Genomic DNA, 25,495 nt, shown 5'->3' on the forward strand with positions numbered 1-25,495 from the left:
GCGCGGGGTGCCGGGGCAGGTGACGGACCGCTCCAGCGGGTGGAGGGGTGCCGGTTCCCGCGACGGGGCGGGTCAGCGGGTGGCCGCGTCCTCGGTGGTCCCCGCGGGTGCGGGGACCTCCGGGCCGGTCAGCCCGTCGCGGGAGGTCTCGCGCAGTGCGAGCACCGACCCGACCGAGACCAGCGCGAGCACCACGATGACCGCCGAGAGCAGCCCGGTGCCGAACCCGGCGGCCTGCAGCGACGCGAACAGCGCCGGGGACAGGCCCGCGCCCATCCCGGAGATCTGGTAGCCCAGTGACGCGCCGGTGTAGCGCGAGCCGGTGGAGAACATCTCGGAGTACAGCGCCGCGGACGGCCCGAACCAGGCCGCGTGCGTCACGCCCTGCCCGACCACCACGGCCAGGGTCAGCAGCACGGCCGAACCGGTGTCGATCATCGGGAAGATCGCGATGCACCACAGTCCGGTGGCCACCGCCCCGCCCAGGACGACCGGTCGTCGTCCGACCCGGTCCGACAGCGCGGAGAACCCGATGATGCCCACGATGGCGACCACGGAGGACAGGGTCAGTGCGTTCAGCACGGTCTGGCGCTCGAACCCGGCACCGACCGAGTAGGAGATGAGGAACGTGGTGAGCGTTCCCTGCGCCACGAACGCCCCGAACCCGACACCGACGGCGAGCAGCAGGTTGCGCGGCCGGGACAGCACCTCCAGCAGCGGCGCGCGGGCGGGCGTCGTCGGCGTCGCGGCGGCCGCGGCGGCGAACACCGGGGTCTCGGTGACCGACAGCCGGACGAACAGGCCGATGCCCAGCAGCACCACGCTCAGCAGGAACGGGATCCGCCAGCCCCAGGTGAGGAACGCGTCCCCGGTCAGCGACGCCGACAGCGCCAGCACCAGCGTCGAGAGCACCATGCCGCTGGGTGCGCCCGCGTTGGTGAAGCTCGCCCACAGCCCGCGTCGCGACGACGCGTGCTCGGCCGACATCAGCACCGCGCCGCCCCACTCGCCGCCCACCGCGATGCCCTGCACGACGCGCAGGACGATCAGCAGCACCGGGGCCAGCGCGCCGACCTGCGCGTAGGTCGGCAGCAGGCCGATCAGGGTGCTCGCCACCCCCATCACGACCATGCTGATCACCAGCATCTTCTTGCGCCCGACGCGGTCCCCGAAGTGGCCGAACACGATGCCGCCGATCGGGCGGGCCAGGTAGCCGGTGGCCAGCGTCCCGAAGGCGGCGACCGTGCCGACCAGCGGGTCGAGGTCGGAGAAGAACACCGCGTTGAACACCACGGCCGACGCCGTCGCGTACAGCAGGAAGTCGTAGTACTCGATCAGGCTGCCGAGATAGCTCGACAGGACGGCGCGCCGGCGTTGGGTCTGGGAGAACCGGGGGTGCGTCATCGCAGCTCCCTGCCATCGGTGGAATGGAAAGCAGCTTTATAGCAAGAACCTTGTGATCAGTGCCGCGGTCGTTAGGATCGCACACGTGACGGATGCGGCGGCGGTACCGACGGGGGCGCGCGGACAGCGGCTGACCTACCTGGTCAAGCGCCTGGAGATGGCCGAACGGGCCCGGATGGAGGAGGCGTTGCGCCCGCTGGGCGTGACGCTGGCCCAGTACACCGCGCTGAGCGTGCTGGAACGCCGTGGCGGGCTGTCCTCGGCCCAGCTCGCACGGCGGCACTTCGTGACCCCCCAGGCGATGCAGCAGCTCGTGGCGGCGATGGAGCGTGACGGCTTCGTCGAGCGCCGCCCGGCCCCGGACAACCGCCGGATCCTGCAGGTCTGGCTCACCCCGCACGGCGACGCGACGCTGGCCGGGTGCCACGGCGCGGCCGGGGTCGTCGAGTGCCGGATGCTCGACGCGCTGGAGCCGGAGCAGGCCGAGGTGTTCGCGGACGCCCTCGACCGCTGTCTCGCCGCGCTGGCCGGTCGCGACCCGATCCCGCCGGACGGCGATGCTTGACCGCATGCCAAGCACCTTGCTATCAAGCTACTTGATATCGAGGAGCGAGGGAGCCCCATGAGTCCGATCACCGGTCCCGGCCTCGGGCTGGGCACCTGGCCCGCCCGCCGGGCGCGGATCAGTCCGCACGCCCCGGCCCTGTCCGACGGGGACCGTGCGGTCGACCACGCCGAGCTGGCCGAGCGTGTCGCCCGGATCGCGGGCGGCCTGGCGGAGCGGGGCATCGGGCCGGGCGACCGGGTCGCCTGGCTCGGGGTGAACGCCGTCGCCACCCTGGAGACGTTCTTCGCCGCGTGGCGGCTCGGCGCGGTCGCGGTCCCGCTGAACCACCGCCTGGCGCCCGCCGAGATCGGCTACATGCTCGACGACTGCGGGGCCGCACTGCTCGTCCACGGCGCCGACGCCGACGACCTCGTCGCCGCGACCGCCCCGTCGGTCCCGGTGGTCCGTGGTGTCGAGGACCTGGCCCGCGGGCCCGCCCGCGACGACGCCGGCGCCGGTCTCGACGACCCGGCGGTGCTGCTCTACACCTCCGGCACCACCGGTCGTCCGAAGGCGGCCGTGCTGACCCACGGCAACCTGACCTGGAACACCGTCAACCAGCTCGCCCACGTCGACGTCTGCTCCGACGAGCGCACGCTGTGCATCTCGCCGCTGTTCCACTGCGTCGGCCTGTCCCAGGTCACGTTGCCCACGCTGTTCAAGGGCGGCAGCGTGGAGCTCGCCGCACGGTTCGACCCGGCGGTGGTCCTGGGCCGGATCGCCGAGGCCCGGATCACCAGCTTCGCCGCGGTCCCGACGATGCTGCAGATGCCGTGCGAGGCACCGTCGTTCGCGGCCACCGACCTGACGTCGCTGCGCACCGTGGTCTACGGCGGCTCCCCGGTGCAGGAGCGGGTGGCCCGGGCGTGGCTGGAGCGCGGGGTCGCGCTGCAGCAGGGCTACGGGATGACCGAGGCCGCCCCCGGCGTGCACATGGCGACCCGCGACGGCACGGGCGCGCACCCCCCGACCTCGGTCGGGGTGCCGCACTTCTTCACCGACGTGGCCGTCGAGCGCGACGGCCGGCTCGTCCCGCTCGACGACGAGCCCGGTGAGCTGCTCGTGTGTGGCCCGCACGTCAGCCCCGGCTACTGGAACCGGCCCGACGAGACCGCGGCGTCGCGTCGCGGGGAGTGGTTCCGCACCGGTGACGTGCTCCGCGCCGGGTCCGACGGCTGGGCGTTCGCCGTCGACCGGGTCAAGGACATGATCATCTCCGGCGGGGAGAACGTGTACCCGGCCGAGGTGGAGGCGGTCGCCGTCACCCACCCCGACATCGCGGACTGTGCCGTCGTCGGGGTGCCCGACGAGCGCTGGGGCGAGGTCGGTGCCGCCTACGTGCAGCTGCGCCCCGGCGCCGCCCTGGACGCCGAGGCCGTGCAGACACTGCTCGCCGGGCGGCTGGCCCGCTACAAGGTCCCGAAGTACGTGCGGTTCGTCGACGAGCTGCCCCGCAACGCGTCCGGCAAGGTCCGGCGCGTCGACCTGCGTACGGCCGCGGCCGGCGCCGAGGAGTTGTCGTGAACCCCGCCGTCGTGCAGTCGCTGCCCGAGTCGCTGACCGTGGAACTGGACGACGAGGTGGCCGTGCTGCGGCTGTCCCGGCCGCGCAAGCGCAACGCGCTGGACGACGCCACCGTGCTCGGCATCGAGGAGTTCTTCGCCCGGCCACCGGAGGGGGTGCGCGCCGTCGTCCTCGACGCCGAGGGCGACCACTTCTGCGCCGGCCTGGACCTGTCCGAGCTCGGCGACCGCGACGTCGTCGCGGCGATGGAGCACTCCCGGATGTGGCACCGCGCGTTCGCCCGGCTCGCCGAGGGGCGCCTGCCGGTGGTCTCGGTGCTCAAGGGGGCCGTCGTCGGCGGCGGACTGGAGCTGGCCTCGGCCACCCATCTGCGGGTCGCCGAGGACTCCACGTTCTACGCGCTGCCCGAGGGCCAGCACGGCCTGTTCGTCGGTGGCGGCGGGTCGGTGCGGGTGCCACGGCTGGTCGGTGTGCACCGGATGACCGACATGATGCTGACCGGCCGCGTCCTCGACGCCGACGAGGGCCACGCCCTGGGCCTGTCGCACTACCGCGCCGGCCCGGGGGAGGGACTGGCGCGCGCCTGCGAACTGGCCCGCACCGTCGCCGGGAACTCCGCGATCACCAACGTCGCGGTGCTCCAGGCGCTGCCGCGGATCGCCGAGGCGTCCCCGGACCACGGCTTCATGATGGAGTCGCTGGTCGCCGCCGTCGCCTCGTCGAGCGCCGAGGCCCAGGAACGGATGCGGGCCTTCCTCGACGGCCGCGGCGGGAAGGTGCGCCGGTGAGCGAGCTGCTGCGTCCCGTCGCCGCCGACGTCCGGGAGACCACCGAGATCGGCCGGTTCGTCACCGCCGTCGAGCGCGAGCACGGCCGGACCCTCGACGACTACCCCGCCCTGCACCGGTGGTCGGTGACCGAGCCCGAGGCGTTCTGGTCCGCGGTCGCGAGCCACCTCGGCGTGCGGTTCGACACCCCGCCCCGGGCGGTGCTCGGGAACCGGGGGATGCCGGGTGCCGAGTGGTTCCCCGGCGCGACCCTGAACTACGCCGGGCACGCCCTGGACGGGCCGGAGGACCAGACCGCCGTCGTCGCGTACTCGCAGACCCGCGAGCGGGTCGAGCTCACCTGGGGCGGGCTGCGCGAGCAGGTCGCCCGGGCCCGGGCCGGTCTGCGCAGGCTCGGTGTCGGGCGCGGCGACCGGGTCGCGGCGTACCTGCCGAACCTACCCGAGACCGTCGTCGCGTTCCTGGCGACCGCGTCGCTCGGCGCGGTCTGGACGAGCTGCGCACCCGAGTTCGGCCCGCGCAGCGTGCTCGACCGGTTCGGCCAGCTCGACCCGGTCGTGCTGCTCACCGTCGGTGGCTACGGCTGGGCCGGGCGCGACGTCGACCGCCGCGACGAGGTCGCCGCGATCCGCGCCGGGCTCCCGTCCGTGCGCCACGTCGTCGCGGTGCCCTACGGGCCGCACGCCGTGCCCGACGCGCTGTCCTGGGACGAGCTGCTGGCCGCCGACCCGGAGCCCGGTGCCGAGCCGGTCCCGTTCGACCACCCGCTGTGCGTGCTGTTCTCCTCCGGCACCACCGGGCTGCCCAAGGCGATCGTGCACGGGCACGGCGGCATCCTGCTCGAGCACCTCAAGAACCACGCCCTGAGCTGGGACCTCGGCCCCGGCGACCGGATCCTCTGGTACTCCACGACCGCCTGGATGATGTGGAACGCGCTGGTCTCCGGGCTGCTGCGGCAGGCGTCGATCGTGCTGATCGACGGCAACCCCGCCCACCCCGACCTCGGGTGGCAGTGGCGCCTCGCCGCGGAGACCGGGGCGACGCTGGTGGGCGCGAGCCCCGGCTTCCTCATGGCCTCGCGCGCGGCGGGCCTGCACCCGGCCGCCGAGCACGACCTGTCCGCGGTCCGCCAGATCGGCGCCGCGGGGAGCCCGCTGCCGCCCGAGGGCTACCGCTGGGTGGCCGAGGAGTTCGGCCCCGACGTCCTGCTCAACGTCGGCAGCGGCGGCACCGACGTCTGTTCGGGCATCGTGCAGGGCAGCCCGTTCCAGCCGGTGTGGTCCGGCGAGATATCGGGACCCTGCCTCGGCGTCGACGCCGCCGCCGTCGACGACGCGGGCCACCCGGTCGTCGGCGAGCTCGGCGAGCTCGTCATCCGGGGCCCGATGCCGTCGATGCCCGTCGGCTTCTGGGGCGACGACGACGGCACCCGCTACCGCGACACCTACTTCGCCACCTGGCCCGGGGTGTGGCGGCACGGCGACTGGGTCCGCTTCTCCGCCGCCGGCTCCGCGGTCGTCGCGGGCCGTTCCGACGACACCCTCAACCGGGGCGGGGTGCGGCTGGGGACGGCCGAGTTCTACCGCGTCGTGGAGGAGCTGCCCGAGGTCGACGACTCGCTCGTGGTGCACCTGGAGGACCCCGCGGGCGGCAACGGCGAGCTGCTGCTGTTCGTGCAGACCGCCGAGGGCGCCGTCCTCGACGACGCCCTCGTCACCCGGATCCGCACCGCGCTGCGCGGCGAGCTCACCCCGCGCCACGTGCCGGACCGGATCGAGGCCGTGCCGGTCGTGCCGCGCAACCGCACGGGCAAGAAGCTGGAGGTCCCCGTGAAACGGATCCTGCTCGGCGCCGCCGTCGACGACGTCGCCTCCCGCGACGTGCTCGCCGACCCCACCGCGCTCGACGCGTTCGTCCGTCCCGCCTCCGGGGCGTCGGCGTGAGCGCGCCCGGCACCGCGGCCGGGGTCGGCACCGTCGCCGTCGTCGGGACGGGGGTGATCGGCGTCGGCTGGACGGCGCTGTTCCTGGCCCACGGGCTGCACGTGCGCGCCTTCGACCCCGCCCCGGACGCGGAGGACCGGCTGCGCGCCGACCTCGCCGCGCTCGGCCCGTTCCCCGGCCACGCGGGCCCGCTGCCGGTGCAGAACCTGGTGTTCGCCACGAGCGCCGGCGCCGCGGCCGGGCCCGCCGGGTTCGTCCAGGAGAACGGCCCCGAGCGCGAGGACCTCAAGCACGCCCTGTTCGCCGAGCTGGACGAGGCCGCGGCCCCGGCGTCGTCCTCGCCTCCAGCTCCTCGGGCCTGCTCCCGACGAGCATCGCCCGCGGCGCCGCCCGTCACCCCGAGCGGGTGCTCGTCGGGCACCCCTTCAACCCGCCGCAGGTCATCCCGCTGGTCGAGGTCGTGCCGGGGGAGCGGACCGCGGAGGCCGCGGTGGACACCGCGACGGCGTTCTACACCGCGCTGGGCAGACGGCCCGTCCGGCTGCGGGCCGAGGTGCCCGGTCACCTGGCCAACCGGCTGCAGGCCGCGTTGTGGCAGGAGGCGTACTCGCTGGTCGAGCGCGGTGTGGCCACGGTCGCCGACGTCGACGCCGCCATCTCCCACGGGCCCGGCCTGCGCTGGGCCGTGCTCGGGCCGTTCGCCAACCAGCACCTGTCCGGAGGCCCCGGCGGCCTCGCGCACATCCTGGAGCACCTCGGTCCGCCCACCGAGCGGTGGTGGCGCGACCTCGGACAGGTCACGCTCACCCCCGAGCTGGCCACGACGCTGGTCGACGGCGTCCGCGACGCGCTGGACGGCCTCGACGGCCCCGAGCTCGCCGCCCGCCGCGACACCGTCCTCGCCGCACTGCTCGAGGCCAAGTCCCGTACCGAGCTCCCCTGACGGAGGTTCCCCGCATGCCCATCGACCCCGCCGCCGTCGACGCGATCGACGTGCACGTCCACGTCGAGCAGGACGGCCACGGCTGTCTCGCTCTCGACCAGGAGCTGCTCGACGCCTCGGCCAAGTACTTCAAGGCCGACCAGGACCGCACCCCGACCATCGACGCGATCGCCGAGCACTACCGGTCGCGGCGGATCGCCGCGGTGGTGTTCACCGTCGACGCGCCGTCGGGAACCGGCCACCCGCCGCTGTCCAGCGAGGAGATCGCCGACGCGGCGGCCGCGCACGACGACATCCTGATCCCGTTCGGCTCGGTCGACCCGCACACCGGCAAGGCCGCGGTCGCCCGTGCCCGGCGGCTGGTCACCGAGCACGGGGTCCGCGGCTTCAAGTTCCATCCCAGCCTGCAGGCGTTCGAGCCGAACGACGTGCGCTTCTACCCGCTCTACGAGGCCATCGCCGAACTCGGCGTGCCCGCGCTGTTCCACACCGGACAGACCGGGATCGGCGCCGGGCTGCCGGGCGGGCGCGGGATCAAGCTGCGGTACTCGAACCCGATGCTGCTCGACGACGTCGCCGCCGACCACCCCGGCCTCACCGTGATCATGGCGCACCCGTCGGTGCCGTGGCAGGACGAGGCGATCTCCATCGCCACCCACAAGTCCAACGTCTACATCGACCTGTCCGGCTGGTCGCCGAAGTACTTCCCCCCGCAGCTGGTGCGGGCGGCGAACACCATGCTGCGCCGCAAGGTGCTGTTCGGGTCGGACTACCCGGTCATCACACCGGACCGCTGGCTCGCCGACCTCGAGACGCAGGAGATCAGGCCCGAGGTCCGTCCGCTGATCCTCAAGGACAACGCCGTGCGGGTGCTCGGCCTGGGGTGATCGGCCCCGGTGAGGGGGCCGGTGCCGCATCCGGTACCGGACCCCTCGGTCGTCGCGACCGGCGCCCGGACCGTCGTGGGGCGCCGGATCCGGCCCGCGACGGCCCCCACCGGACGACCGGATGTCCGGACTCCTTCTCGGGGAGATCATCGGCGGCGACGTCGTCGCAGGTCAGCGGCGTGGAGCGATCCGGTTCCCGACGTCGTTGACACGATCGGGTGATTGATGGTTGCCGTTTCGGGCGGTCTCGTGCGGACCGTCCGGGCTCGCCCGGAGTAGCCCAGGTCACGTTCCGTGCCCCGTTTCGCGCCGAACCGGTCCCGGTCCCATGATGTGGACAGGGCCGGTCGCCGGTTACTCCGAACGGGTCTGCACACTTCCTCCCATGCACCTCGTCCCCCGGTTCGCGGTTCGGCGCCACGTCGATCTGCGCCGCCAGGCGAGCGCGCTCTGTTCCGTCGCCTGACCGCGCCCGGCTCCCGGGGCGCGCCCGCGCTCCGCCGCACGCCGTCCCCGCCACGGGGCCCGCAGCCGCGGTAGCCACGGGCCCGCCCCAGCGCCCCGAGCTCCTCCTCGACCGCCCGCGCCCCCGCGCGGACCTCCCGCCCCGCCCGCACGGCGGCCCGGGAGGGGGTCGAGGCCCGCCGGAGCACACGTCCGCACCTGCCGCGCCCCCCCCGTCACCGTCCCGCACGGACGGTGCGGCGGCCCGCCGCTGCGCGAACGTCCACATCGGACCGCACCATCCGCTCCCCGTCACGAATGAAGGAGACACGTCGTGCCTCAGCACCGCGCACGGTCCGCGTCCCGGGTCCGGCTGATCGCCGGCGGCGCCGCACTGGCCGGCACCGCCCTGATCGGCCTGTCCGGCGCGGCCCAGGCGGCCACGCCGGACCTGGTCCCCGACCTGGGTCCGATCCTCAGCGCCCCGAACGACGACCAGCCGGACCCGGCGCCGACCGCGCCGCCGGTCGAGTCGTCCTACGAGGCGTTCGACTCCGACCAGCCGATCCAGCAGCTGCGTGACTTCGCCCCCGCGGGCGTCCCCGCCGCCGGTCTGGTCGACGTCGTGTCGAAGGCGCCCAAGCAGATCACCCCGACCTTCCTGTCCGGCGGGGCCGGCGAATGAGCCTGCTCCCGCAGTCCCGCTGGGCACGACGAGGGCTCGTCGCCCTCGCCGGTGCCGCCGTCGTCGCCGGGGTCGTCGCGATCCCGGCGGCGGCCCAGGGAACGATCGACAAGGTCAAGTCCGAGGTCACCGGCGCCGACGGCAAGAACTACTGGGTCGAGAACAACCTCACGCCGGAGGCCCGTCAGCAGTCCGCCGACGGGCCCAAGAAGGAGTACGCGCTCGTCTGGGCCGGTGACGAGAACATCGCCGACACCGCGGTCGCGGACGTGCGCAACCTGCCCGGGTCGCTGCTCGACCCGGTCGACAAGGTCCGCGACGCGGCGCCCGGCCCGGACTTCCTGGCCGTCGTCGACGTCACCGAGGACACCCCGGACTACGGCAAGGTCGTCAACACCGCGACCGTCGGACCGCTGGTGGAGAACGAGCCGCACCACATGCAGTACTCGTGGCGCAAGGGCGACAAGATCTACGCGGGCGGCCTGTACTCCGCGGCCACCTACGTCTTCGACGTCGCGGCGCTGCCGGAGATCAAGCTCTCCGGCATCTCGCTCCCGTCCCAGACGCTGTGCGGCTCGGTCCCCGACGCCTACTGGGTCCTGAAGGACGGCACCGCGTACGGCACCTACATGGGCGGCCCGGTCGCCCCGGGCCCGTGCCGCTACACCAACGGTGAGGTCCGGACCGGCAACGGCTTCGCGGGCGCGCCCGGCTCGGTCGTGCGGTTCGACCAGGAGGGCAAGAACCTGGTCGAGGCCCCGGCCGCGACCGAGACCCCGGAGGACCCGACCCAGTGCCTCAACATGCCGGCACTGGGCAACCCCACCTGCGCCAACCCGCACGGCATCCAGGTCCGCGAGGACCTGAACACCATGGTCACCAGTGACTACGCGGAGCCGCGGTCGATCATCCTCGACCCGGTCAAGAACCCGTCGCCGTACCTGCGTCGGCCGACCGTGCGGACCTGGGACATCTCCGACCTGAACAAGTCGAAGGTCAAGTCGGTGCAGTACCTGCCGACCGGCCCGCGCTCCAACGGTGTCGACCCGCTGCGCAACGAGAACCGCGCCGTCATGGAGACCACGGTCACCAACCGGCCGGAGCACAAGGGCGCCTTCGCCCAGACCATGCAGGGCGGTGCGATCCACTACACGCCGGACATCACCGCCGAGAACCCGGTCTGGAAGGAGGTCTTCGACCTGGCGACCGTCGCCCCGGAGCTGGGCGTCGGTGGCGAGAACGGCGGCCCGAGCGCCAACGGTGGCTGGATCCAGACCAGCGCCGACGACACGACGCTCTACCACGCCACGATCGGTCGCAAGGCCGGCACGCTGGGCCCGGACGACAAGGGCACGGCGGGCGGTGTCTTCTCGCTCGACATCGAGAAGCTGCTGGCCTCGGGCGACGCGCCGCAGTGCTCCATCGACACCATCGAGGAGAGCACCGCCGGTGGTGCCGAGAGCGACTGCCCGACCATCAAGGGCACGGTCGGCATCAACCCGGACCAGACCGGTGCGGGCCCGCACCGGGGCGCGCTGGACAACCTGGAGCGCGGTGACGACGGCTACTACCGGCACACCGACCAGCCCCGGCGCCTCGCGACCGCGAACTACTTCGTGGCCCGCACCGGGCTCGACGGTGACCACCGCCTGTGCATGACCGACATCGCCCCGGACGGCACGCTGAGCCTGGACGAGTCGTTCAAGGACGAGGACACCGGCGAGACCTGCGTCAACTTCAACCGCGAGAGCTGGCCGCACGGCGACTTCGGTAACGCCAAGCCGCACTCGATGCTGTTCGTCGCCGCCGACGAGGACATCAAGGACTGATGTCGGTGCCGACCCTCCTGCTGCCCGTCGGGGCAGCGCTCGTGCCGGCCGGCGGGCTCCTGCCCGCCGGCCCGGCCGGGGACGCCCCCGCCCTGCTCCGTGCAGTGGCGGGGGCCGCCCCGGCGGTCCTCGCCGCAGGACCTCAGGACGGCGTGCCGTTCGCGGACGCGGCCCTGCGCCTGGTCCTGCTCACCGCGCTCGCCGTGGTGGCCGGGTCCGGCCTGGTGCGCGTCCTCGCCGGTGCGCCCGGACGCGCCGAACGGGTCGTCGCGGGAGTCGCGGCGCTCGTCGCCGTCTCCGCCGCGGTTGCCGCGGTGACCCGGTCCGGCGCCGGGCCGACCGGCTGGACCCTGCTGCTCGCGGCGACGGTCGCGGTGCCGGCCCTGCTGGCCACGTCCCGCCCCGTGTTCTCCGTGCTCCCCGCGGCGGTGGTCACGGCACTGCTGGTCCTGCAGCTCGCCGGTACCCCGGGCGCCGGACCGCGGTTCGCGCTCGACGCCGGGTACGCCGTCGCCGGGGCGCTGGCCGCCGGCGCCGCGGTGCACCTGGTCACCACCCGTACCGACGACTCCGCGCGGCCCGCCCGGGTGCGCGTGCTCGGCGTCGCGGCGGGAGCCGTGGGGGCCGTGCTCGCCGTGGTCCGGCTCGTCGTCGCCGGTCCCTTCTCCCTCACCGACCTGCACGGCACCGGCTTCGGCCGGGCCGCGCTGGTGACCGTCGTGGCTCCCGCGGCCGTCGCGGGCCTGCTGCTCGCCGAGACGTGGCTGACCCGCCGCGCCGCCGGCGGGAGCCGGTCCGAGGCCGTGCGTGCCGACGAGGTGCGCGACCGGCTCCGCACGCCGTCCGCGCTGGCCGCGGTCACCGCGGTCGGGGCCGCCACGCTGCTGGCGGCACTGCCCGCGCCGGCTCCCGCTGCCGTCCCCGGACAGGCGCTGGTGCGTGCGGTCGACCTCGGGGCCGGGCCGCTCACGCTGGCGGTGGCCCCGATGCGGCCCGGCCCGAACCTGGTGCAGCTCACCGGCGCCGGGGTCAGCGTGACCGGCCCGGACGCCACCATGCCCGCCGGTCACGCCGCGGAGGGCGCCCCCGCCGGCTACGCCGTGCGGGCCGGCGACCGGGACGTGCCCTTCACCGCGCGCTCGGGCGCCCCGGGCGGCTGGGCACTGGTCGACCTGCCCGAGGGCACGACCTCGATCACCCTCACCGCGGGCGGACTGGCCCGCGCGGTGCCGGTCGACGTCGGCACCGACCGGACCGCGCCCGCCGGCGCGACCGGCGCCGACGGCCCGGAGTGCCTGTCGGCCGCCCTCGGGCGGATCGTGGCCGGGGGCGACCCCGAGCTCGGCCCGTGCCCGTCGGAGACCCTCGACCCGGCCGACGCCCGCGCCCTGCGCGGCACCGTCCGCGCGCTCGCCTCGCAGCAGGCACCGGGCCTGGCGATCGCCGGGGACGTCTCACCGCGCTCCCGCGCCGCCGCCGACGCCGTGCGCGCCGAGGCCGCCGCCGCCGGGCTGCCGGTGCGCTCGGCCCCGGGACCGGACGACGCCCTGGTCGTCCTGTCCGGGTGGCAGCACGCCGCGACCACCGTGCGGGACACCGCCCGCACGGCGCTGACCACGCCGACCGCACTCGGCGGGACCTACCTCGCGCCCTGGTTGCTGACCGGGGGAGTGCTGGGGCAGAGCCCCGGCACCCTGCTGCCGCTGGACTTCGGACCGCAGGAGCAGGTTCCGCAGCGCTACGTCCGGACGCTCGCCGCGGTCGCACCGGGGTCCGCCCCGTCGCTGTCGGGACTGCGTGCCTGGGCCGCGACGACCGGTGATCCCTACACCGACCCGTCGCCCGCCCTGTACGGTGCCGCCCCGGTCAGCGTGCCGATGACCACCGACACCGGCGACGGCGGGCACCACGGTGCTCCGAACGAGGCCGCCTGGTTCCCGGGCGGCGCCGTCGTCCGGATCGGCTCCGCCCTCGACCCCGGCGGCCCCGCCGGACCCACCCCCTGACCACCCCCCACGAGGAGACTCCCGTGTCGATCACGAAGGATCCGCCCGGCCGGTCGCCGGGATCCCTGACCCGCGCGCTGCGCGAGCTTCCCGGAACCGGGCGCACCGCGTTCGGCCCGCAGGACCGCGCGGCCGCCCCGCCGCAGTGGCGGGTCGTCGCCGTCGGCCTGGTCCTGGCCGTGCTGTTCCTGGTCGGGGTGAGCACGGTGGCCCCGGCGACGATGGTCGGCACCGCTGCGCTCGGCCTCGCACTCGGTTTCACCCTGTTCCACTCGCGGTTCGGCTTCACCTCCGGCTGGCGTCAGCTCGTCGCGGTCGGGCAGGGCGCGGCGATCCGCGCGCACATGGTCATGCTGGCGACGGCGTCGGTGCTGTTCGCGGTGATCCTCTCGTCCGGGTTCGCCCTGGCCGGCGAGCCGAAGGGGTTCACGAACCCGATCGGCATCGGGCTCGTCGTCGGTGCCTTCCTGTTCGGCATCGGCATGCAGGTCGGCAGGTCGTGCGCCTCGGGCACGCTGTTCGCCGTCGGCAGCGGGCAGTCCGCCATCGTGCTGACGTTGTTCGGGTTCGTCCTCGGCTCGATGTTCGCGGTGTTCACCCACACCTTCTGGACGCAGACCGTCCCGCAGGGTCCGAGCGTCAACCTGGCCCAGCTGCTGGGCTACCCCGGGGCCGTCGCCCTCACGTTGCTCGTGACGGCCGCGATCACCGCGGTCACCTGGGTGGTCGCCCGCCGCCGCACCCCGCCGCCGGTGGAGCGACCTCCGTCGGCCCGCGGCGTCGCGCGGGTCCTGCGCGGCTCGTGGCCGATGTGGGTCGGCGCGATCGTGCTCGCCGCGCTCAACGCGGCGGTCCTGTTCGTCTCCGCGGCCCCCTGGGGCGTGACCTCGGCCTTCGCGCTGTGGGGCTCGAAGGTGCTGCAGGCGCTCGGGTTCGACATGGCGGGCCTGGCCTACTGGCAGGTCCCGGCGAACGCCCGGTCGCTCGCCGCCCCGGTGCTGGCCGACCGGATCTCGAACCTCGACGTCGGCATCATGATCGGCGCGCTGGTCGCCTCCGCGGTCGGCGGCGCGTTCGTGCTGCACAAGCGGGTCCCGTGGAAGCTCGCGCTCGGCGCGGTCCTCGGCGGCATCGCGATGGGCTACGGCGCGCGCCTCGCGGGCGGCTGCAACATCGGTGCCTACTTCTCCGGCATCGCCTCGTTCAGCCTGCACGGCTGGATCTGGGCCGTCGTCGCACTCGGCGGCACCTGGGTCGGGCTGCGGCTGCGGCCGCTCTTCGGCCTGTCCAACCCCAAACCGGCCGACTCGCTCTGCTGAGCCTGCCGGACGCTCCCCCCACCAGAGAGGTTCACACGATGACCGCACGCACGACCGTCCGCGCGCTGGCCGCTGTCGCCGGCGCCGGGGCGCTGGCCACCCTGGCCGGTGGACTCGCGCACGCCGACGAGGGCCACCACGACAGCCGGCACGGCCACGGCGACGCCTACTACGACGGCTCCGTCTGGCGCTACGACGGCGAGGTGACCCCGAGCGACTCGGCGGACCTCGACGAGTCCGCCGGCGAGGGCGGGGACACCCCGGTGTACCTGCTCTCCGGGGTCCCGGGCGCGCCGCTGCCCGAGGACCTGCTGAAGCCGGTCGACCTGACCGCACCCGCGTTCGGGGTGCTCGACGGCCTGACCTGACCGGTCCCACCCCGGGTGGCTGCGCACAGGGCCGCCCGGGGTGCACCCGGCTCGCACGGGGCAGGCGGGCCGGTGACCGTCCCGTCCGGGATCTCCGGACGGGGCGGTCGTGTGCGCGGTGAGGTGCTCAGCCCTCCTGCAGGACCGCCTGCACGTCGAGGTCGATCCGCAGGGTCCGCCCGACCGCCAGCACACCGGCCAGCACCGACTGGTTCCAGTCGATCGCGAACTCGTCGCGGGAGATCTCGGTCGTGGCGGTGAACGCCGCCCGGGTGCCGCCCCAGAGGTCGGGCCCGGTGCCGCCGTAGGTCATGTGCAGGTCGACCGGGGCCTTGACCCCCTTGAGCGCGAGCATGCCGTGCACCGTCCACCGGGTGGCGTCGACCCGGGTCAGGCCGTCGCCCTCGTAGCCGATGGCCGGGTGGGCGTCGACGTCGAGGAAGTCGGCGGTCCGCAGGTGGGTGTCGCGGTCGGGGTCGTCGGAGTCCACCGAGCCCGCGTCGATCGACACGCTCACCGAGCTGGCCTCGAACGGGTCGGCCACCCGCAGGTCGCCGGAGAACCGGCGCAGCCTGCCGTGGATGCGGCTCATGCCCAGGTGCAGGGCGGTGGCCCGGATACTGGAGTGCTGCGGGTCGATCCGCCACAGGCCGGGAGCGGGCAGTACCGCGCCACCGGCCCGGGCCAGCTCCATGCGGCCGAGGTCGGTGCCGTCCCCGATGAGCGCGACCGACCGCGCGGACGGCTCGTACCCCGCCGCCGCGACGACGACCGTGTGCGGTCCCGGTGCGAGCTCCGCCACCGCGAACCCGCCGTCGGCCCGGCTGGCCGCCCGGCCCCGCTGGACCCCGCCCGCGTCCATCACGGTGACCGTCGCGCCGATCACCGGCCAGCCGTCGGGTGTGCTCAGCCGTCCGTAGAGCTCAGCCACGTCCCTGCTCCGTCCTCGTGGGGCCGCCGATCCGGTCGCCGGTCGGGTCGGGGGCGCCGAAGCGCACCTCGACCGGTGTCGTCGCGCCGCGTGCCACCTGCACCGCGACCACGACCGGGGCCCAGCCGCTCGCCGTCAGCTCGTGGCGGCCGGGCGGCAGGCCGTGCAGCTCGTAGCTCCCGTCCCGCCCGGTGGTGGTCTCGGCGACGGTGCGCCCGTCGCTGTCCCCGATCACGATCCGCGCCCCGGGGACCGGACGACCGTCGCCGCTGCGGGCGACGCCGGCGATCCCGGCCAGGGCCGGGAACCGCAGCTCCACCGGCGGCGCCGCCGGGTCGGCGTCCACCGTGCGGGCCAGCGGCCCGTGCCCCGGCGCGGTCGCGGTGAGGGTGTGCGGACCGGTGCCGGGGGTCTCGGCCAGGAACCGGCCCCCCGGGTCGGTCGGGGTGTGGGCGACGACCTCGCCCGCGGTGTCGATCAGCGTGACGGCGGCGCCCCCGACCGGCCGCCCGACGGCGTCGGTCAGCGTGCCCCGCACGGTGCCGCCGCCGGCGACGGTCACGTCGTGCCGGGCGGGGGAGGCGCCGACGGCGACCAGCCCCGCGTCGGGCCCGGCGCCGTCGGTGCGGGTCACCACCAGGTACGTCCCGCCGGTGCCCAGACCGACGCCGTAGGTGCCGTCCTCGCCGCCGCCGGCGCGCCCGTGCTGGCGGCCGTCGAGGTCGGCGACGGTGACGGTCGCGCCCGGCACGGGGGCACCGGTCCGCCCCCGCACGGTGCCCACGACCGCAGGTCCGTCCCGTTCCGGTGTCACGTCGCGACCTCCCAGTTAGTTGTGCATCGCAACGATAACCCTCCCGGGTGGACCCCGTGTCACCCCCACCGGTGCCGTCGGCCGTGGATCGTGTCGCCGTGCACGCGGGGGCTTGCGTCACGTGTAACCGGTGGTAACGTTACCGGTGGTTACAGCAATGACGTCGTTGTCTGCGAGGAGTCGACATGACCGCCACCGTTCCGGAGCACGGGCTCGAGGCCGGGAACGACCGGCGCCCGGCGGACCAGCACGCCGCCGACCGTCACGACACCGCCGAGCGTCTGCTGCGCTCGTCCGCGGAGATGTCCTTCGACCCGGCGACCCAGGTCGACTGGGACACCCCGCTGGACCGCGACCTCCACGGCATGAGCCCGGAGTGGAGCAGCCTGTTCGGCACCGCCTACTGGGCGGAGCTGACCGAGGAGCAGCGCAAGGAGCTGACCCGCCACGAGTCCGCATCGGTCGCCTCGACCGGCATCTGGTTCGAGATGATCCTGCAGCAGCTGATCCTGCGGGACTTCTACGCCAAGGACCCGACCGACCCGGCCTTCCAGTGGGCACTGACCGAGATCGCCGACGAGTGCCGCCACTCGATCATGTTCGCCCGCGGCTCGGCCAAGCTCGGCGCCCCGGCCTACATCCCGAAGAAGCGCGTCGTCGCGCTGGGGCGGCTCTGTGCTGCCGTCTACTCCGGGGAAGCCGCCTACGCTTCCATCCTCGTCGCCGAGGAGGTTCTCGACGTGATGCAGCGGGACTGGATGCGCGACGAGCGCGTCGTCCCGTTCGTGCGGACGATCAACAACATCCACGTGGTCGAGGAGTCGCGGCACATGAAGTTCGCCCGCGAGGAGACGCGTGACCGTCTCCGCGGGGCGGGCCCGGTGCGCCGCCGGGTCCAGGCGCTGTTCGTGGCGCTGGCCGCCTACGAGATCGTCACCGCGATGTGGAACGAGGAGCTGTACGAGAACGCGGGCCTCGACCGCAGGCGCGCGCTGCACGAGGCGCGCAACAACGAGCACCACAAGGCGATGCTGCGGTCCTCCTGCGCCGGGCTGATGGAGTTCCTGTCCTCCTGCGGCCTGCTCACGAAGCCTGCGCTGTACTTCTACCGCCGCGCGAACCTGATCTGACCCGGAGCCGGCCGTGCCCTTCGCGATCACCCAGACCTGCTGCACCGACGCGTCCTGCGTCGCGGCCTGCCCGGTCAACTGCATCCACCCGACGCCCGGTGAGGCGGACTTCGCCACGACCGACATGCTCTACATCGACCCGCGGGCGTGCATCGACTGCGGGGCGTGTGCCGACGCCTGCCCGGTCGACGCGATCTTCCCGGTGGAGAGGCTGAGTGCCTCGCTCGCCGGGTACGCCGAGGTCAACGCGGACTACTACGAGGGCAGGCCGGTCGCCGGGAAGCTGGAGGGCGACTCCCCGCTGTTCCACGAGTGGTACCCGCTGTCGTTCACGCGGTCGCTGCCCGCGGACATGGCGCCGCTCGACGTCGCCGTCGTCGGGACCGGGCCCGCGGGGATGTACGCCGCGCAGGACCTGCTGCTGCACACCTCGTCGACGGTCACGCTCTACGACCGGCTCGACGTCGCGGGCGGGCTGGTCCGGTTCGGGGTAGCGCCCGACCACCCGTCGACGAAGGGGGTCGGGGAGTCCTTCGCCCGGTTCCACGCGCACCCGCGGGTGCGGATGCGGCTGGGCACCGAGATCGGCCGCGACGTGTCGGTCGAGGAGCTGGCCGCCCGGCACGACGCCGTGGTCTGGGCCGTCGGCGCGCCCGCGCCGCGGGACCTGGGCCTGCCGGGGGAGGGGTTGCCCGGCAGCATCGCCGCCGACACCGTCGTGGGTTGGTACAACGGCCATCCCGACGTGCCGCGCGACGCCGTCGACACGTCGGTGGAGCGGGTCGTCGTGGTCGGTACCGGCAACGTCGCGATCGACGTCGCCCGGGTGCTCACCGCCCCGGCCGCCGACCTGGAGGGCACGCCGATCGACCCCGCCGCGCTCGCGGCGCTGCGTGCCGGTGCGGTCACCGACGTCGTGCTGCTCGCCCGTCGCGGCCCGGAGGCGGTCGCCGCGACCGCCCCGGAGCTGCGCGAGCTCCTCGGTCGCAGCACGGTCGAGGTGGTCGTGGACGACCACGACCCGCGGATCGCCGAGTCCCTCGACGGTCCCGCCGCGTCCCCGGCGCACGCGCTGCTCCGCGGCGCCCGCCGGGAGAAGATCGACTGGTCGGTGCCCGCCGAGCGGCCGCGGGTGGTGTTCCGGTTCCACTCGGCGCCCGAGGGCGTCGACGGCAGCACCCGGGCCGAGGGGGTGCACACCGCCGACGGCACGCTGATCGCGGCCGGTCTGGTCGTGCGTGCGGTCGGGCACCGCGGCCGCCCGGTCGCCGGTCTGCCCTTCGACGACGAGCGCGGCGTCGTCCCGCACGACGCCGGGCGGGTCGAGGGCCGTCCCGGCCACTACGTCGTCGGCTGGATCAAGCGCGGCCCGTCCGGCGGGATCGGGACGAACCGCACCTGCGCGGCCGAGACGGTCGGATCCCTGCTCGACGACGCCGTCGCCGGTCGGCTCCCGTCGCGCCGACCGCGTTCGCGCCTGGGCACGCTCACCCGGCGCCTCCGCCGGGGCTGACCCCCCACCTCGCCGTCGATCAGTACCTCAGCGCCGTCCAGGCGCCGGACGACGACGCTCGGGTACTGATCGACAAGCCGGGTGGGCGCGGGCTGCCGGGCGGCCGGGGGCGGCCGTCCCGGGTCAGCGGCTCAGGTCCAGCAGGGACAGGGCGCCGCGCAGCACGTCGTCGATCCGGGCGAGCGGGACGGTGCGCCGCCACCCGTCGAGCCGGCCGCGCACCACGATCCGGTCGGGGGCGAGGTCGAGGCCGTGCAGCCGCAGCGCCGCGGGCAGCCCGGGCAGCTCGACCCGGCCCGAGCGGACGGCGGCCAGCGGGCTGCGGTCGACCATCGCCCGCACGGAGCGACGGGTGTCGGCCGAGCGCGGCGGGCCCATCCACCGCCCGGCGAGGGTCAGCCCACTGACCTTCCAGGACAGGGTGTGCCCGTCCACCGACACCGCGAGGTCGGCGGCCCCGAGCGCGGGACGGCGACGGAGCCGGGCCCGGGCCACGCCATCGGGGTCGACACCCACCTCGACCTGGGGGACGTGCTCCCGCAGCCGCCCGGCGACCCACGCCGGGTCGAGCTCGGCCTCGATCTCCACCGGGCCGGACACCAGCTCCGGGGCGAGGCCGGCGCGCAGCCGCACGTCGGCGGCGGTCACGCTGAGCCCGCGCAGCGCCAGACCGGGCCGCACGACCTCGCGCGCGGCCAGGGTGACCCGGTCGAACCGTCCCGTCGTCAGTGCCCGGACCCCGAGCCCGGACGACGCGACGGCGGTCGGCACCAGCCGGACCTCCGCTCCGCGGGACCGCAGCGTCGTCGGTCGTCCGACGTAGCGCAGCCGTGCCGCCTCCAGCAGCGCGCGCAGGAGCAGTGCCGACCCCGGCGCGGTGCCCGCGTCCAGCAGGGCCGTCGTCGCCCGGGCCCCGGCCGGCGTCTCGACTGCCATGACGCTGCGGGCTCCCTCGGACGGTGGGCACGGACGGGTCGAGCGTCGCAGGCCCGGCGGCGTCCCGCCCGTCGCGGGCCGGGGTGTGCGACGACCCGCACGGCGGCGTCGGCCGGTGGCGCGACGGCGGTCGCCCGGGCCCGGTGCACCGGCGCCGCCACCGTCCACGGCGGCCCGGCGGTGCCCGGTCCCGCGCCGTCGGGCGCACCGGACCGGGGCGCCAGGCGCGTCTCCTCCGTCGTTGTCCCGCAAGGCCATCCGGGTGAGGGACCTGGCCGGACCGGACGCGCCGTCACCGCCGGGAGGGCCTCGTCGGGGCGTTGACACCACCCCGGCCGGGTGATCGGGGGCCCGCGGTATGGACAAGTGCACCGGTGCTGACGGCACCGTCTGTCATGACAGTGATGCGTTCTCCGGTCCCGGAGACCGATGTGATCGCCGGGCGCTACATCCTCGCGACCCACATCGGCATCGGGTCGACCGCGACGGTCTACCGGGCGTGGGACCCGCACGAGGACCGCGCGGTCGCCGTCAAGCTGTTCCTCGACCGCTGCGACACCGGCGGGGTGGACCGGCAGTGCCGTGAGCTGCGGGCCATGGCCCACCTGGACCACCGGAACCTGGTGCGGCTGCTGGGCGTGGACCGTGGTCGTCCGTTCCTGGTGTGCGAGCTCGTCGAGGGGGAGACCCTGGCCGCACGGCTGGCCCGCGGAGCGCTGTCCGCCGCACAGGTCGCCGGGATCGGCGCCGACATCGCGTCCGGGCTCGCGCATCTGCACGCCCGTGGGGTGGTGCACCGCGACGTCAAGCCCGCCAACATCCTGCTCTGCGCCGAGACCGGCCGGGCGCGTCTCACCGACTTCGGCATCGCCCGCGTGCTGGCCCACTCGGTGCTGACCCGGACCGACGCGGTCCTCGGCACCGCGGCCTACCTCGCTCCCGAGCAGGTCGCCGGCGAGGCCGTCACCCCCGCCGCCGACGTCTACGCACTGGGCCTGGTGCTGATCGAGGCGCTCACCGGGGAGCGGGAGTACCCGGGCACCACCGTGGAGTCCGCCGTCGCCCGGCTGCACCGGTCCCCGCGTGTCCCGGACGGACTGCCGGTCCGGTTGCGCCGCATGCTGTCCGGCATGACCTCCCGGCAGCCGGGCGGGCGGGCGACCGCGGCCGGGTCCGCGGACCGCCTCGGGGCCCACCGCCCCGGAACCCACCGGTGACGGGCGCGGGGCCGGCCCACGCCCGCGGCCCCGTCCGCCGCCACGCCGCGGGGGACGGCCCGTCCGGGGGCACGGGCGACGCCGGCCCGTGCGCGCGGCGGCCGCCGCGGCACCGATGGTGGACCGCGCCGGTGTCCGACAGGCTGCACGGATGCAGGGAGAACTGGCGTTCATCGGGGTCCCGACCAGCGCGGGCGCCCACCACGCGGGCCAGGACCGGGCGCCGGCGGTGTTGCGGGAGCGTGGCCTGCTGAGCCGGCTGCGCTCCGCCGGGGTGCCGGTCACCGACTCCGGTGACGTGGCGGGCGAGGTGTGGTCGCCGGACGCCGTCGGCGCGGCGGCACGCAACATCGCCGCGGTGGTGCGGGTGGCCCGCCGGGTGGCCGACGCCGTCGAGCGGGAGAGCCGGGCGGGCCGGGTGCCGCTGGTGGTGGGCGGGGACTGCACGATCACCCCGGGTGTCGTGGCGGGCCTGCAACGGGTCAACGACGACGTCCGGCTGGCCTACGTCGACGGGGACGCCGACCTGTCGTCGCCGGAACGGACCCGCAGCGGGGTGCTGGACGCGACCGGGGTCGCGCACCTGCTCGGGATCGCCGACACCGAGCTGGCCCGGATCGGTGCGCGGCATCCGCTGCTCGCTGCGCACCAGCTGACGCTGCTCGGCTACGACGCCACCGACCGCGACAGCTACGACGCCGCCGCCCTCGCCGCCCGTCCGGAGCTGGTCCACGCCGACGACCGTCGGCTGCGCGAGGATCCCGACGGGTGCACGGCCCGGGCGCTGGCGGCCCTGCGGGACCGGGGCGGTCGGGACGCCGCGGTGGTGGTGCACTTCGACATCGACGCCGTCGACTCGCGCGACCTCCCCCTGGCGAACTTCCCGCACTACGGGACCGGCGTGCCGGCGGAGACCGCCCGACGGGTGCTGCGGGGTCTGCTGGCCGCGCCGGGCGTCGCCGCGGTGGTGCTGACCGAGGTGAACCCGACGCACGATCCGGACGGGGCGCTGCTCGACCGCTACGTCGAGCTGGTGGTCGGAGCGCTCGCCGGACGGGCCTGACCCGCCGGGCCCGCGGTGGACCTGACCCGCTGGAGCGGGGCTCGCGGGTGTTCGCGGTGGAGCCGCTGCCGTCGGTGCCGGCAGCGTCCTGGTGTGGATGGTTCCGTGGCCCGGCCTCGACGACGTGGGACGCGCGGGCGCCGCGGCGGTACGGGTCCCGGCCGGTGACGCCTCGCGTCCGGGTGGCCGGCGCGGTGGTGACCGGGCGGGGCACACCGGACGACCGTCGAGGCCGGGACAACCGATCCGGTCGTGACCGGCCACGCGCTCACGACCGGTGCCGGCGGGTCCGGGCGCCCAGCCCGGCGTCGGGACGTGTCGCGGGCCCGAACCGTCCGGTCGCGACGAGCACGACGACCACGGCCAGCGGCACGATCCAGCCGCTCCAGCCGAGGACGGTCGCCCGGGTGGTGTCCACGGGCGCGCCGGCCGCGGCGAACAGCAGGTACGACCCGGCCGTCGCGTTGAACGCCGAGTGCGCGACGGCCGCGGGCCACACGGAGCCGGAGCGCAGCCGCAGCCAGCCGAAGACCGCGCCGACCACGGTGCACATCCCGACCATCGAGAGCACGCCCAGCCAGCCGGGTGCGTGCGGGTAGTTGTACCCGAGCAGGACGACCGGGGCGTGCCAGACTCCCCAGGCGACACCGGAGATCAGGATCGCCGGCACCGCGCCCAGCGGCACGAGCTTCGGCAACAGCCAGCCCCGCCAGCCGATCTCCTCGCCCAGCGCGGGCAGGACACCGACGACCGCGGCCACCGGGACGACGGCGAGCTGCGCGAGGACGATCGGGCCGACCGACTCGGGAACCCGGTCGGGGCCGAGCTGGGCCGCCAGCGTCTCCCGGAAGCCGGACAGGCCGGTGAGGTCGGCCGGGTAGACCCCGAACAGCGCGCCGACCGGGAGCGCGACGAGTACCAGCGCCATGGCCACGGCGATCCCGGCGGCGACGTACCCGACCAGCCTGCCCAGCGGTCGCAACGGCCACAGCCCGAGTGCCCGCGCCCGGTGGGCCGGCCGCTCCACGAGGAACACGACGACGACGGCGGCGATGGCCGGTGTCGCCATCATGGCCAGCGCGGTGGGCGTGAACGCGGGGTCGGCGAGCCCACCGCCGAGCCACAACGGGAGCGCGACCAGCCAGGCGAGCCCGAACGCCAGGACGAGGAACACGGCCACCGACGCCAGGTCCGCCCGGGGTATCCGGCCGCCGGGCCCGGTGGTCGAGCGGTCCGCTCCGAGGGCGGGCGCGGTCACGACTCGTCCACAGGAAGGATGAACAGACCCGCGATGCTGCGGTCGTCGCGGTAGGAGATGCGGGCGGTGTAGTCGCTGGCCTCCATCGACAGCCGGGTGTCGGTGACCGTCACGTCGCCGGCCCGGGAGACCTCCGGCTCGCCGTGCGCCTCGAAGGCGCCGGACCGGCCGACGACCTGTGCCCAGGCGGCGGCCAGGGCATCCTCGGACAGGCCGTCGCGCATGGCCGGGTCGAACTGCGCGGTGATCCGGGACCAGCGTCCGGCGGCCAGATCCTCGACGGTGGTCGTGGCCAGGTCCGTGGCGCCGGGCAGCGGGGTGGTGTTCATGGGTTCTCCCGTTCGGGGGTCGATGGGTCGTCCGTAGCGCTGGAAGGCCGCCTGCCGGCTCACACCGAGCGCGTCGCCGATGACCTGCCAGGTCGCGCCCGCCTCCCGGGCCTCCTGTACGACGGCCCGCACCACGTCGTCGGCGGCCGAGCGGACGGCCAGGGCCCGCTCCACCGCGCCGGCGTGATCCGCGTCGGCCGAGAGCACTCGTGCGGCGAGGAGTGCGTCGGCGCGACCGTGCAGGGCCCGGACGGCGTCTGTCAACTTCAACTTCACGATGTCAACGTTAAATTGACAGACACGTGCCCGTCAACCAGGCTTGCCGGGGAGCCGGCTGCGGATGTGCGCACCGCGGTGCGTAGCCCGGGTTGACCCGGCCGCAACGGCATGGCGTGCACTACGCCCGTCGGATCGAGAACGGAGCTGATGCCGGTATGGACGAACGTCGACCCGTACGCCGAGCCACGGTGTGGCTCGCGGGGCTGGCGGCGGTGGCGCTGATCGCCGTCGTGGTGCCCGCCGCGGTCGCCGAGGCGCGGACCCCCGAGGGAGGTCAGGACCGGCACGGCAGCTACTCCAGCCCCGAGGGCCGGGTGGACTACCAGGTCCACCTGCCGCCGTCCTGGCGGGCGGACCGGCCGATGCCGGTGGTCGTGGCCGTGCACGGCTGCGGGATGACCGGATCCGGCCTGAACTCGATGCGGGCGATGACCCGCTTCGACGACCTGGCCGACCGCGAGGGCTTCCTCGTCGTCTACCCGACCCAGTCGATCCTGCGGAACGTGCAGATGTGCTGGAACTCGTTGTCGCCGGAGCACCAGCAGCGGGGCCGCGGCGAGCCCGAGCTGCTGGCCGGCGCGATCCGGCAGGTCGTCGAGCTCTACGGGGCGGACCCGGCCCGCGTGCACGTGGCCGGGGCATCCTCCGGCGCGGGCACGGCCGTCATCCTCGGGGTCACCTACCCCGACCTGGTCGCGACCGTGACCTCGGTGGCGGGCGGGGAGTACCGGTTCCACCGGTTCGCGGAGGACCCCGCTGTGACCCCGGTCGACACGGCGCGGCTCGCGCTGGCGGAGATGGGCCCGCGGGCCCGGCAGGTCCCGCTGCTCGTCGTCCAGGGCGATCAGGACGAGGTCGTCCGGCCGTTCATGGCCGAACGCCTGGTGTCCCAGTGGCTGGCTCTCGGTGCGCTCGTCGCCACCGGCCGGCCCGACGTCGACACCACGCCCGACGCCGTCGACCGCGTCGAGCCCGCCGACGGCTACCCGTACACCCGCACCGGCTACCGCGTCCCCGGCCAGGCGACGATCGACTCCTACCTGGTGGAGGGCATGGGGCACTCCTGGTCGGGGCCCCGGTCCGACGGCCTGTTCGCCGACCGGGCCGGGCCCGACCTGTCGGAGTCGGTGTGGGAGTTCGCCGAGACCCGACCGCTGGGCTGAGACCGGGGACACCGGCCCGTCGTCGCGCGGGTCGGCGCGGACCCGACCTCGCCCCGCGGCCGCCCTGCCGTGCGGGCCGACGGGCCGACGGGCCACGGCGGCGGCGACGCGGCAC

Annotated in this window: 22 protein-coding genes and 1 pseudogene; 17 read left to right on the forward strand and 6 right to left on the reverse strand. The window is 75.0% G+C overall.

Annotated features, from left to right (window positions below):
* Positions 1-72 precede the first annotated feature (72 nt).
* The gene (locus KPF47_RS26750; protein ID WP_224391590.1) at positions 73-1,404 is read right to left on the reverse strand and encodes an MFS transporter; all 1,332 of its coding nucleotides are present in this window, start codon (positions 1,402-1,404) and stop codon (positions 73-75) included.
* Between the two features lie 85 nt (positions 1,405-1,489).
* On the opposite strand from KPF47_RS26750, the gene KPF47_RS26755 reads away from it, so the two are divergent.
* The 12 genes and pseudogenes from KPF47_RS26755 to KPF47_RS26810 all read left to right on the forward strand — a co-directional run bounded on the left by KPF47_RS26755 (position 1,490) and on the right by KPF47_RS26810 (position 14,747).
* Positions 1,490-1,969: a MarR family winged helix-turn-helix transcriptional regulator gene (locus KPF47_RS26755; RefSeq protein ID WP_224391591.1), complete on the forward strand. Its 480-nt coding sequence runs from the start codon at positions 1,490-1,492 to the stop codon at positions 1,967-1,969.
* Positions 1,970-2,026: 57 nt separating this feature from the next.
* Positions 2,027-3,535, forward strand: a complete 1,509-nt coding sequence (locus KPF47_RS26760; protein WP_224391592.1) for a long-chain fatty acid--CoA ligase — start codon at positions 2,027-2,029, stop codon at positions 3,533-3,535.
* Positions 3,532-4,323, forward strand: a complete 792-nt coding sequence (locus tag KPF47_RS26765) for a crotonase/enoyl-CoA hydratase family protein (RefSeq protein ID WP_224391593.1) — start codon at positions 3,532-3,534, stop codon at positions 4,321-4,323. The genes KPF47_RS26760 and KPF47_RS26765 overlap by 4 nt, the downstream gene beginning before the upstream one ends.
* Positions 4,320-6,266 carry an acetoacetate--CoA ligase gene (locus KPF47_RS26770; RefSeq protein ID WP_224391594.1) on the forward strand — a complete coding sequence of 649 codons (1,947 nt, stop codon included), beginning with the start codon at positions 4,320-4,322 and terminating at the stop codon, positions 6,264-6,266. Before KPF47_RS26765 ends, KPF47_RS26770 begins: the two co-directional genes overlap by 4 nt.
* Before the next feature lie 53 nt (positions 6,267-6,319).
* Positions 6,320-6,753, forward strand: a pseudogene (locus tag KPF47_RS26775) (3-hydroxyacyl-CoA dehydrogenase NAD-binding domain-containing protein); the annotation flags it as partial.
* Between the two features lie 66 nt (positions 6,754-6,819).
* Positions 6,820-7,209 carry a 3-hydroxyacyl-CoA dehydrogenase family protein gene (locus KPF47_RS26780; RefSeq protein WP_224391942.1) on the forward strand — a complete coding sequence of 130 codons (390 nt, stop codon included), beginning with the start codon at positions 6,820-6,822 and terminating at the stop codon, positions 7,207-7,209.
* A gap of 14 nt (positions 7,210-7,223) precedes the next feature.
* Positions 7,224-8,096, forward strand: coding sequence for a 4-hydroxyphenyl-beta-ketoacyl-CoA hydrolase (gene couO / locus KPF47_RS26785; protein WP_224391595.1), 873 nt, complete (start codon positions 7,224-7,226; stop codon positions 8,094-8,096).
* Between the two features lie 778 nt (positions 8,097-8,874).
* Entirely contained in the window at positions 8,875-9,225 is a 351-nt protein-coding gene (locus KPF47_RS26790) for a hypothetical protein (RefSeq protein ID WP_224391596.1), read from the forward strand.
* Positions 9,222-11,054 (forward strand): selenium-binding family protein, encoded by a 1,833-nt coding sequence (locus KPF47_RS26795; RefSeq protein ID WP_224391598.1) that lies wholly within the window; start codon positions 9,222-9,224, stop codon positions 11,052-11,054. Before KPF47_RS26790 ends, KPF47_RS26795 begins: the two co-directional genes overlap by 4 nt.
* Positions 11,054-13,060 carry a hypothetical protein gene (locus KPF47_RS26800; RefSeq protein ID WP_224391599.1) on the forward strand — a complete coding sequence of 669 codons (2,007 nt, stop codon included), beginning with the start codon at positions 11,054-11,056 and terminating at the stop codon, positions 13,058-13,060. Before KPF47_RS26795 ends, KPF47_RS26800 begins: the two co-directional genes overlap by 1 nt.
* Before the next feature lie 23 nt (positions 13,061-13,083).
* Positions 13,084-14,379 carry a YeeE/YedE family protein gene (locus KPF47_RS26805; protein WP_224391600.1) on the forward strand — a complete coding sequence of 432 codons (1,296 nt, stop codon included), beginning with the start codon at positions 13,084-13,086 and terminating at the stop codon, positions 14,377-14,379.
* A 38-nt stretch (positions 14,380-14,417) separates the two neighbouring features.
* A complete protein-coding gene (locus KPF47_RS26810) occupies positions 14,418-14,747 on the forward strand; it encodes a hypothetical protein (protein WP_224391601.1) in 330 nt (109 codons plus the stop codon).
* Between the two features lie 127 nt (positions 14,748-14,874).
* Here KPF47_RS26810 and KPF47_RS26815 read toward each other — a convergent pair whose 3' ends face one another.
* Together KPF47_RS26815 and KPF47_RS26820 are read right to left on the reverse strand one after the other, a co-directional pair.
* Positions 14,875-15,678 carry a YceI family protein gene (locus KPF47_RS26815; protein WP_224391602.1) on the reverse strand — a complete coding sequence of 268 codons (804 nt, stop codon included), beginning with the start codon at positions 15,676-15,678 and terminating at the stop codon, positions 14,875-14,877.
* A complete protein-coding gene (locus KPF47_RS26820; protein ID WP_224391603.1) occupies positions 15,671-16,462 on the reverse strand; it encodes a collagen binding domain-containing protein in 792 nt (263 codons plus the stop codon). Before KPF47_RS26820 ends, KPF47_RS26815 begins: the two co-directional genes overlap by 8 nt.
* A gap of 215 nt (positions 16,463-16,677) precedes the next feature.
* On the opposite strand from KPF47_RS26820, the gene KPF47_RS26825 reads away from it, so the two are divergent.
* Together KPF47_RS26825 and KPF47_RS26830 are read left to right on the forward strand one after the other, a co-directional pair.
* Positions 16,678-17,622, forward strand: coding sequence for a diiron oxygenase (locus KPF47_RS26825; RefSeq protein ID WP_224391604.1), 945 nt, complete (start codon positions 16,678-16,680; stop codon positions 17,620-17,622).
* 13 nt (positions 17,623-17,635) lie between these two features.
* On the forward strand, positions 17,636-19,135 hold the full coding sequence (locus KPF47_RS26830; RefSeq protein WP_224391606.1) for an FAD-dependent oxidoreductase: 1,500 nt from the start codon (positions 17,636-17,638) through the stop codon (positions 19,133-19,135).
* 123 nt (positions 19,136-19,258) lie between these two features.
* Here the strand turns inward: KPF47_RS26830 and KPF47_RS26840 are convergent, their stop codons facing one another.
* Entirely contained in the window at positions 19,259-20,071 is an 813-nt protein-coding gene (locus KPF47_RS26840) for an LmeA family phospholipid-binding protein (RefSeq protein ID WP_224391608.1), read from the reverse strand.
* 404 nt (positions 20,072-20,475) lie between these two features.
* On the opposite strand from KPF47_RS26840, the gene KPF47_RS26845 reads away from it, so the two are divergent.
* Positions 20,476-21,288 (forward strand): serine/threonine-protein kinase, encoded by an 813-nt coding sequence (locus KPF47_RS26845; protein ID WP_224391609.1) that lies wholly within the window; start codon positions 20,476-20,478, stop codon positions 21,286-21,288.
* Between the two features lie 151 nt (positions 21,289-21,439).
* Positions 21,440-22,351, forward strand: coding sequence for an arginase family protein (locus KPF47_RS26850; RefSeq protein WP_224391610.1), 912 nt, complete (start codon positions 21,440-21,442; stop codon positions 22,349-22,351).
* A 268-nt stretch (positions 22,352-22,619) separates the two neighbouring features.
* On the opposite strand, the gene KPF47_RS26855 is transcribed toward KPF47_RS26850, so the two are convergent.
* Complete coding sequence (locus KPF47_RS26855; RefSeq protein ID WP_224391611.1) at positions 22,620-23,609, reverse strand: CPBP family intramembrane glutamic endopeptidase; 990 nt, start codon at positions 23,607-23,609, stop codon at positions 22,620-22,622.
* Positions 23,606-24,202, reverse strand: a complete 597-nt coding sequence (locus KPF47_RS26860) for a DUF3887 domain-containing protein (RefSeq protein WP_224391612.1) — start codon at positions 24,200-24,202, stop codon at positions 23,606-23,608. Before KPF47_RS26860 ends, KPF47_RS26855 begins: the two co-directional genes overlap by 4 nt.
* 170 nt (positions 24,203-24,372) lie before the next feature.
* On the opposite strand from KPF47_RS26860, the gene KPF47_RS26865 reads away from it, so the two are divergent.
* Positions 24,373-25,380, forward strand: a complete 1,008-nt coding sequence (locus tag KPF47_RS26865) for a PHB depolymerase family esterase (RefSeq protein ID WP_224391613.1) — start codon at positions 24,373-24,375, stop codon at positions 25,378-25,380.
* The last annotated feature ends 115 nt before the right edge of the window (positions 25,381-25,495 follow it).

It is taken from the genome of Pseudonocardia sp. ICBG1293 (genome assembly GCF_020131355.1).
Classification (GTDB): Bacteria; Actinomycetota; Actinomycetes; order Mycobacteriales; family Pseudonocardiaceae; genus Pseudonocardia.